The organism is Holdemania sp. (assembly GCF_986127675.1).
On sequence record NZ_CFQZWI010000116.1, the window covers coordinates 1 to 7,692 of the forward strand.

The window sequence follows — 7,692 nt, forward strand, 5'->3', positions numbered from 1 at the left end:
GATCTGACGACGATCGCGCTGGTGATTCCGGAGGCCAGCTTCACGTATACCGGCCAGATCATCAACGGACTGTTGGACGTCGCGAAAATCTATAAATACAACATCATGCTTCACACGACGACCGAAGGCATCAACGAGATCAACGATATCATTGAAAATATCATTAAGTCCCGGGTCGACGGCGTCGCCATTTATAACGACAAGCTGATGCGCGAAGAACTGAATACGCTGACCAAATACAACGTACCGATCGTGATTATCGGCAACAAGGTGTCCGACGCCAAGATCAGCTCGGTCTACGTCGACATTGAGAACGCCGTTTATGAGCTGGTCATGAAGTATTTGGAAGGCGGCAAGCGTGACATCGCAATTATTCAGGACCGCAAAAACGGCTATTCCATTGATCAGATGATCAACGGCGCGAAGAAAGCGTATGCAACCAAAGGTCTGGAATTCAACGGCTATCTGGAGATTCCGGGTCAGTACCGCACGTCGTATGACTTCATGAAGGATTATCTGCAGGATCACAAGCATGACCTGATTATCGCCAACCGGGATTCGCAGGCGATCGCAGTCGTCAACGCGGCCAAGGAAAACGGCATCGACATTCCGAAGGAAATGGAAATTGTCTGCGTCATCGACACGAAATACAATTCGATGATGCGGCCGCAGATTTCCAGCTTTGCGATTCCGTCCTATGATCTGGGCGCGGTTTCGATGCGCGTCATGACGAAGATGCTGCAGGAAAATACCGACGATATCGACAAAGAAATTGAATTGAGCTATCTGTTTACACCGCGGCAGTCGACTTTGTGATTGACATCTTCACCGGTCTGCGGCTATAATAGCTCTAACAGGCTGGGAAGAGAAAGAGTAGCCTTGGAATGCTGGAAGAGAGCCTTTGGGTGGTGCGAAAAGGCAGCAGGAAAAGGGGAATACACCTCGGAGCCTCCTATGGCAAAGATAGGACGCGGACTTCGGCGTTATGAAGAAGAGCATATCCTGAGAAACCAAGGGATATGAATTAAGGTGGTACCGCGCAAAGACGTCCTTATGGGGGCGTCTTTTTATTTTGAAGGAGGAAAAATCAAATGGGTATCTATGAAGAACTGGAATGGCGGGGATTGATCAAAGATGTCAGCTCGCCGGAGTTGCGGGAGAAATTGAACGCCGGAGGCATGACGTTTTATATTGGGACAGATCCGACCGGGGATAGTCTGCACATCGGGCATTTCTCATCGTTTCTCATCAGCAAGCGTTTAAAAGACGCCGGACACAATCCAATCTTGTTGGTCGGCGGCGGCACCGGGCTGATCGGCGATCCGAAGCCGGATGCGGAACGGCCGATGGTCACAAAAGAAGAAGTCAATCACAACTATGAATGCCTGAAAAAGCAGGCGGAGAAAGTCTTCGGCTTTGAGGTCGTCAACAATTACGACTGGTACAAGGACATCAACTTCATTGACTTTCTGCGGGATTATGGGAAATACTTCAATATCAATTACATGCTGAACAAGGATATCGTACGCCGCCGTCTGGACGCCGGCATCACCTATACCGAGTTCTCTTACATGTTGATGCAGGCGATGGATTTCTGGTGGCTGCATGAAAATAAGGGCTGCACGCTGCAGGTGGCCGGTCAGGACCAGTGGGGCAACATCACGGCCGGGATTGAGCTGATCCGCAAGAAGACGGGACAGGAAGCTTATGGCTTTACGATGCCGCTGTTGACCAAGTCGGACGGCACGAAGTTCGGCAAGACCAACGGTCATGCGATCTGGCTGGATATCAACAAGACGTCGGCTTATGAAATGTACCAGTTCTTCATCAACTCCGAGGACAGCAAGGTCATTGATTACCTGAAGTTTTTAACTTTCTTAAGCCGGGAGGAAATCGAAGCACTGGAAGAAAAGAACCGGACGGAACCGCATTTACGCGAAGCGCATAAGACGCTGGCGAAGGAAGTCATCACGTTCATCCATGGCGAAGAAGCGTACAACACTGCGATTAAAATCGCGCAGACGCTGTTTGGCGGCAATCTCAGGGATCTGACGGTCGAGGAACTGAAGCAGGGGATTTCCGACATGCCGCGCTTTACGATTGAGGACAAGCAGCCGTTACTGGACGTGCTGGTGGCAAGCGGCATCGCGAAAAGCAAGCGCGAAGGCCGCGAGTGGATCGTGGGCGGTTCCATTCAGGTCAACGGTGAAAAGGTGACGGATCCGATGACGCCGGTCTGCCGCAGCGAGGCATTTAATCAGGAATTTACGATTCTGCGCAAAGGCAAGAAGAACTATTTTGTCTGCGACTTCCAATAATCGCAATCCCGCGCCAAAAAGAGAAGATTGTCATTAAGAACAAGATGGGAAAGGGCGAGCGATCATCGGGCTGAAAAAGCGTTGAAAGATCAGGAAGGGTTTGTTTCCCTCGGCAAGGACCGAAGGGACAGGAACCCTTCTTTTTTTTTGTCATAGAATGGGATACAAGAGGAGGTGCATCCATGAAAGCGGTCGTGTTTGTGAATGACCAGCGAATGGAAATTATCATTCAGCGTTTACGGTCGGCCGGGATTCAGGTCCAGGAAGGCCGGTGTGAAAAAGACATGGAACAGATCGAACGGATGGCGAACAGAATGGATCTGGTCATCCTGCCGATTCAGGGCGTCAGCGACGACGGATTTATCGAACTCAAAAAACGAGGGTATTGCATGAAGGATTTCTTTGCGTCGCTGCGCAAGGAAACGTTGATTTTTACGGGAGTGATCACGCCGTACATTAAGAAGCTGCCGCAGACGGTGATCTCACTTTTAGCACGGGAGGAGGTCGTTGCGGCCAACGCGGCGTTAACGGCGGAGGGAATTTTGGCGATGGTGATCCAGAATACGCCGCGCTCGCTGGCGGAATATCGTTACGATGTGATCGGCTTCGGGCACTGCGGCCGGGCGATTGCCGGACTGTTTCATCAGCTGGGGCTAAAAGTCAGGATTGTTTCCGCGCATGCGCATCCTGAATCCTCGCTGCTGCCGTACGCCTTTATCCCTTTGCAGGAATGGCAGTTTCAGCAGCCGTGGCCGGTCGTGATCAACACCGCGCCCATCGAGGTGATCAGCGAGGCGATGGTGGCCGGCTGGCAGACACAGCCGTTGATCATTGATATCGCTTCGCGGGCGGTCGGCGTCAGCGAACGCGTGTATAAGCGCAAGGATACGCACGTCATCGCCGCGCCGCCGCTGCCGGGGATCGTGGCGTGGCAGAGCGCTGGTGAAATCCTGGCCGACGTGATTTTGAAAGAGGTGAAACGATGAAGCTTCTATGGGGAATGTGCGGATCCTTCTGCAATCATGCCGCAGTCATCGAACAGCTGACGGACATGGTTGAACGCTGGCCTGTTACGATGATTTTAAGCGAGAATACCGCGCGTCTGGATACCCGTTTCGGCACGGCCGCCGCGCGGGTAAAACAGCTGGAGAGTCTGACGGGCAAGCCGGTGATGACGACGCTGCAGGAAGCCGAGCGCACCGGTCCGATCGACCATTTTGACGCGATGGTCATCGCGCCGATAACGGCCACCGAGCTGAACAAGCTGGCGCTGGGAATTTACGATACGCCCGTCACCCTGGCGGCCAAAGCGTTACTGCGCAATCAGAAACCGCTGGTGCTGGGCATTGCGTCCAATGATTTTCTCGGTCTTTCGGGGGTTAACCTGCTGCGACTGAAACAGCTGCGGCATCTGTTTTTCGTGCCGTTTGGACAGGATGACTACGTGCATAAACCGAACAGTCTGGTCAGCGACTGGCGCTTGATCGAAGCCACGCTGCAGGCCGCGCTGGAAGACCGCCAGATTCAGCCGCTGTTATTGGAAGGGAAGGGATCACAATGAAGCTGGGCCATTGCATGACGGCGCTGATCACGCCGATGACGGAATCCGGGGAGGTTGATTTAACCGCGTTAAGCAACCTCGTCGAAAAGCTGATCGCGGAGGGCTGCGACGGGTTTGTCGTATGCGGAACGACGGCGGAGGCCAGCGCCTTAACCCGGGAAGAAAAACAACAGGTGCTGCGCTGCGTGCTGAAGCAGAGTGATCGGCGGGTTTGCGTCTGGATGGGATGCGGGACCAACAACACTGCAGAGACGCTGGATCTCATCCGCTGGGTCAATACGGAACCGGTCGACGGGATCATGCTTGTGTGTCCGTATTATGTCCGGCCGTCCCAGCAGGGGTTATACGCCCATTTCGCGGCGTGCGCCCGCGTCAGTGAGAAACCGCTCATGCTTTACAATGTACCCAAGCGCTCCGGCGTGGCGTTAAGCGCGGAAACCGTGATCCGTCTGGCTCAGGATTATCCCCAGATCCGGGCTTTGAAGCAGGCGTGCCACGACATGGAGATGGTCAGGGCAATCTTGATGGCCAATGATCAGGTGCAGATTCTCAGCGGGGAAGACGGCTACTTTCTGGAAGGCTTGCGCGAGGGGATCAGCGGGATCGTTTCGGTCGCCGGTCATTGCGTCATGGGGATGATCGTCAAGATCTGGGAAGATTACCAATACGGCGTGGAGAACACCGAACTGGATCAGTGCCTGAAGCAGGTCAGCAATCAGATCTTCAAAGTTTCCTCGCCTTCAGATATCAAAGCGATGCTCGCGCTGCAGGGCTGGTGCACAGACGTAGTGCGGCTGCCGTTAGTGCCGCTGGATCCGTCGGAAAAACAGGCGCTGCATGATTTTATGCAGCAGCACGCCCTGCTTTAGACAAATTTCGCCCAGGGCCTGCGGGTATGCTGAAGCAGGGTGAGAAACATGATCCAGGTGAAAGTCTTTGACGAGCAGCATGAGGATGACCTGACCGACAGCCTGAACGAATTTCTGGCGGAGCTGAGTGAAAACGACGTCCTGTCGGTCCAGCTGGCAACCTCGCATTTCTCCGTGATACCCGAACAGCTGTACAGCTTCAGCGGGATGGTCGTCTACCGGATAAAATCGGCGGAAACGGGAAGGATAAATGCGGGAGGCGATGACGATGAATAAGAACCGGATCGGGTGCAACGTCAAGACCTGCGTATACAACACGCAATGCGAATGCACCGCTGAAAAGATTGAAGTTGGCTGCGACGAATGCATTCAGCCATGCTGCGATCATGAAACGCTGTGCCGGACCTTCAAGAAAAAGGCCGAGCGCTAAAGCAAAGGAGAAACTGATTCTTCCACAGGCTGCTGGGGAAAAGAAGCAGTTTCTTTTTCTTTCCATCTTGCGAAGTGAAAAGACCATCAGGGAGAAAGTCGTTCCCCAGGGTCGTCTATCTGCTTCAGTTTTTCTCTTTGAGGGTTGTATTAAGTCAGGACTTTGAAGCGCGGCCGGACGAATTTTGGCGGGATGGAGACAAAAGCGGGAATTAATCCTTTTGTAAGCTTAACGTCTTATGTTATAATACTCTGGAGGTGTTGTTTATGCGCAGACAGATACTTTGCCTGATGGCCGCTGCCTTGTTTGTGATCGGCGGTTGTTCTAAAAAGGATCCGAATCAAATCAGTACGGAAAAAATGCAGCTGTATACTGCTTACTATAAATCCATTATGGAAATGGACCGATTTCAGGAAAAATCGGATTTTTATGATCTCGAAGTCGTCATGAACCAGCTTCCTGACGGTACTTACCGGTATTATGTCATTCTCGATAATCCGCAGGTCGCCATGGTTGACGTGGAGATGCTGGTGATCGACGAGGCGGTGGATTATTCCCAAACCGCAGTGATCGCGCCGTCGGTCGGCTTGTTGGAAAATGAAGAATATTCGCTGATTCCCCATCAGGTCTATCCCAAGCTGGGCTATGTGAAGGGCTTGATGGCCAGCGGAGAGAGTGCTTCGCCGACTGTGAATTTGAATGTGCTGGTGCTGTGGAAGGATTACGCCAAATTGAAGGAAACTCGTGAATACCTGCAGCTGACAGGGGATTTTGAAAATCAGAACGAAACCCCGCAGCCAGAGCCGGAAGAGACGCACGACGATCTGCCGGCGGAGGATGAGGACGACAGTGAGTAATCATGACCAAGGGTAAAAAACAATCGTTGATCGCCGGGGCGTTAACCAGCTCGGCCGGGATCTTTATTTCCAAAGCACTGGGACTTCTTTATGTCGTCCCGTTTACAGCGATCGCCGGGGAAGCGAATATGTCGTTTTACAGCGTCGCCTATACGTATTACGATATCCTGTTAAGTATCTGTTCAGCCGGGATTCCGTTCGCGGTTGCGGCGATGGTCGCAAAATATTCCAATAATGAGGATTATAAAACCGTCATTCTGGTGCGCAAGCTGTCGATGGCGCTGATGCTTTTAAGCGGGTTTGTCATGGCGGTCTTGTTCATTATGGTATCCGGGCCGCTGGCGGCTTCGGTGCTGGGGGCGAAGAAAACCCCGGAGGATGTCGCAATTTTGCGCAATGTCTTCATGATCCTGTCGCTGGCTGTTGTCTGCGTGCCATTTCTCAGCTCATTCCGCGGGTTTTACCAGGGTTTAAAAGATTTGAAATCTTACGCGTTCTCGCAGGTGCTGGAACAGCTGACCCGGGTTGTTTCCCTCCTGGCGCTGGGTGCTTTTTTTGTTTATATTCTGGATATGAACAATATTTTCGCCGTATATATGGCGGTGTTGTCCACTTCGCTGGCGGCGATCGCGGCGATCGCGTATTACCTGATCTACGACCGCAAGCATTACCAGCCGATCAAGGAGCTGGCGCGGCATCAGACAAGCCGGCCGAAGGAAGTCGGCGAGCTGTTTCAGGAGCTGCTTCTGTTTGGCTTACCGTATCTGATCACGGCGTTATTGGGTAACAGTATGAATATTGTCAACAATAACTTTTTTATCAATACGGCGACGTCCGCCGGAAGCAGTTATGAGGACGCCAAGCTGGCGCTGGGCATCATTCAGGTGCAGTGCAACAAGCTGACCTCGATTCCGCAGGTGCTGGCTTTAGGCTTTTCGACCGGGATTGTTCCGTATGTTACAATTTCGCTGGAAAACCGCAACTTTAAAGAACTGCGGCGGAATGTTCTGGATTGTCTGGACACCGTTTTGTATATCGGCGCGCCGCTGTGCTTCTGCCTGTTCGCGCTGGCTTCGCCGATCTATTACATCATGTATGGCAAAGGAAATCTCAGCCTGGGCAGCGAAATGCTGGCATGGAGCTCATTATTGGCGTTAACCGGCACTTTGTCGCCGATTTGCAGCTCGTTAATGATGTCGCTGCGCTTTCGCCGCCAGAGCATCCTGTATCTGATCATCGGCTTTGTCGTCAAGCTGATCACGTTCTTTCCGTTAGTGAAATATACCGGCTTCAGCGGCGCGATCACCTCGAGCGTCGTGACGTCGCTGGTCATCATTTTCCTGAACCTGAATCTGATCAAGAAGAAATACAAAGTCCAGTATGCGCGTGTCTGGCGGCGCTTGGGCGCGATTGCGATCGGCTTGATCGCGATGAACGGCTGTTTTGTTCTGCTGCGCTGGGTAGGGTTGACCGTGGTGAACACATCCCGGGTCGTCGGCGTATTGCAGTTAGCGGCCTATGGCATTTTGGGCATGTTGACATACGTCATCACAACGGCGTTCTTCCGGCTGCCGCAGCATCTGTTCCACATGAGCCTGCCGGCGATATGCCATACTTGTTCGTGAAGAGTTCAGTTGCCTTGAATTTATCATGAACA

General features: G+C 52.5%; 9 protein-coding genes and 1 other annotated feature. All 9 genes read left to right on the top strand.

Annotation, left to right across the window (positions count from 1 at the left end; genetic code table 11):
* Positions 1-816, top strand: an 816-nt coding sequence (locus tag AC5OW4_RS13260; RefSeq protein WP_493677075.1) for a substrate-binding domain-containing protein, incomplete at its 5' end; no start/stop codon positions are given.
* 35 nt (positions 817-851) lie between these two features.
* Positions 852-1,056, top strand: a binding site (T-box leader).
* A 35-nt stretch (positions 1,057-1,091) separates the two neighbouring features.
* Complete coding sequence (gene tyrS, locus AC5OW4_RS13265; RefSeq protein ID WP_072683439.1) at positions 1,092-2,318, top strand: tyrosine--tRNA ligase; 1,227 nt, start codon at positions 1,092-1,094, stop codon at positions 2,316-2,318.
* A gap of 182 nt (positions 2,319-2,500) precedes the next feature.
* On the top strand, positions 2,501-3,304 hold the full coding sequence (locus AC5OW4_RS13270; protein WP_072683438.1) for a dipicolinate synthase subunit DpsA: 804 nt from the start codon (positions 2,501-2,503) through the stop codon (positions 3,302-3,304).
* Positions 3,301-3,879, top strand: coding sequence for a dipicolinate synthase subunit B (locus AC5OW4_RS13275; protein ID WP_072683437.1), 579 nt, complete (start codon positions 3,301-3,303; stop codon positions 3,877-3,879). The genes AC5OW4_RS13270 and AC5OW4_RS13275 overlap by 4 nt, the downstream gene beginning before the upstream one ends.
* Positions 3,876-4,748 carry a 4-hydroxy-tetrahydrodipicolinate synthase gene (gene dapA / locus AC5OW4_RS13280; RefSeq protein ID WP_072683436.1) on the top strand — a complete coding sequence of 291 codons (873 nt, stop codon included), beginning with the start codon at positions 3,876-3,878 and terminating at the stop codon, positions 4,746-4,748. Before AC5OW4_RS13275 ends, dapA begins: the two co-directional genes overlap by 4 nt.
* Positions 4,749-4,796: 48 nt before the next feature.
* Positions 4,797-5,024: a sporulation protein Cse60 gene (locus AC5OW4_RS13285; RefSeq protein WP_195397300.1), complete on the top strand. Its 228-nt coding sequence runs from the start codon at positions 4,797-4,799 to the stop codon at positions 5,022-5,024.
* Positions 5,017-5,178, top strand: a complete 162-nt coding sequence (locus tag AC5OW4_RS13290; RefSeq protein ID WP_072683434.1) for a DUF1540 domain-containing protein — start codon at positions 5,017-5,019, stop codon at positions 5,176-5,178. The genes AC5OW4_RS13285 and AC5OW4_RS13290 overlap by 8 nt, the downstream gene beginning before the upstream one ends.
* Positions 5,179-5,444: 266 nt before the next feature.
* Complete coding sequence (locus AC5OW4_RS13295; protein WP_072683433.1) at positions 5,445-6,035, top strand: hypothetical protein; 591 nt, start codon at positions 5,445-5,447, stop codon at positions 6,033-6,035.
* A 2-nt stretch (positions 6,036-6,037) separates the two neighbouring features.
* Positions 6,038-7,660, top strand: a complete 1,623-nt coding sequence (locus tag AC5OW4_RS13300) for an oligosaccharide flippase family protein (protein WP_493677076.1) — start codon at positions 6,038-6,040, stop codon at positions 7,658-7,660.
* The last annotated feature ends 32 nt before the right edge of the window (positions 7,661-7,692 follow it).

Excerpts from the sequence above, each read along its gene's own strand:
- tyrS (WP_072683439.1), top strand. The coding sequence starts at position 1,092 with ATGGGTATCTATGAAGAACTGGAATGGCGGGGATTGATCAAAGATGTC.
- AC5OW4_RS13270 (WP_072683438.1), top strand. The coding sequence starts at position 2,501 with ATGAAAGCGGTCGTGTTTGTGAATGACCAGCGAATGGAAATTATCATT.
- AC5OW4_RS13275 (WP_072683437.1), top strand. The coding sequence starts at position 3,301 with ATGAAGCTTCTATGGGGAATGTGCGGATCCTTCTGCAATCATGCCGCA.
- dapA (WP_072683436.1), top strand. The coding sequence starts at position 3,876 with ATGAAGCTGGGCCATTGCATGACGGCGCTGATCACGCCGATGACGGAA.
- AC5OW4_RS13285 (WP_195397300.1), top strand. The coding sequence starts at position 4,797 with ATGATCCAGGTGAAAGTCTTTGACGAGCAGCATGAGGATGACCTGACC.
- AC5OW4_RS13290 (WP_072683434.1), top strand. The coding sequence starts at position 5,017 with ATGAATAAGAACCGGATCGGGTGCAACGTCAAGACCTGCGTATACAAC.
- AC5OW4_RS13295 (WP_072683433.1), top strand. The coding sequence starts at position 5,445 with ATGCGCAGACAGATACTTTGCCTGATGGCCGCTGCCTTGTTTGTGATC.
- AC5OW4_RS13300 (WP_493677076.1), top strand. The coding sequence starts at position 6,038 with ATGACCAAGGGTAAAAAACAATCGTTGATCGCCGGGGCGTTAACCAGC.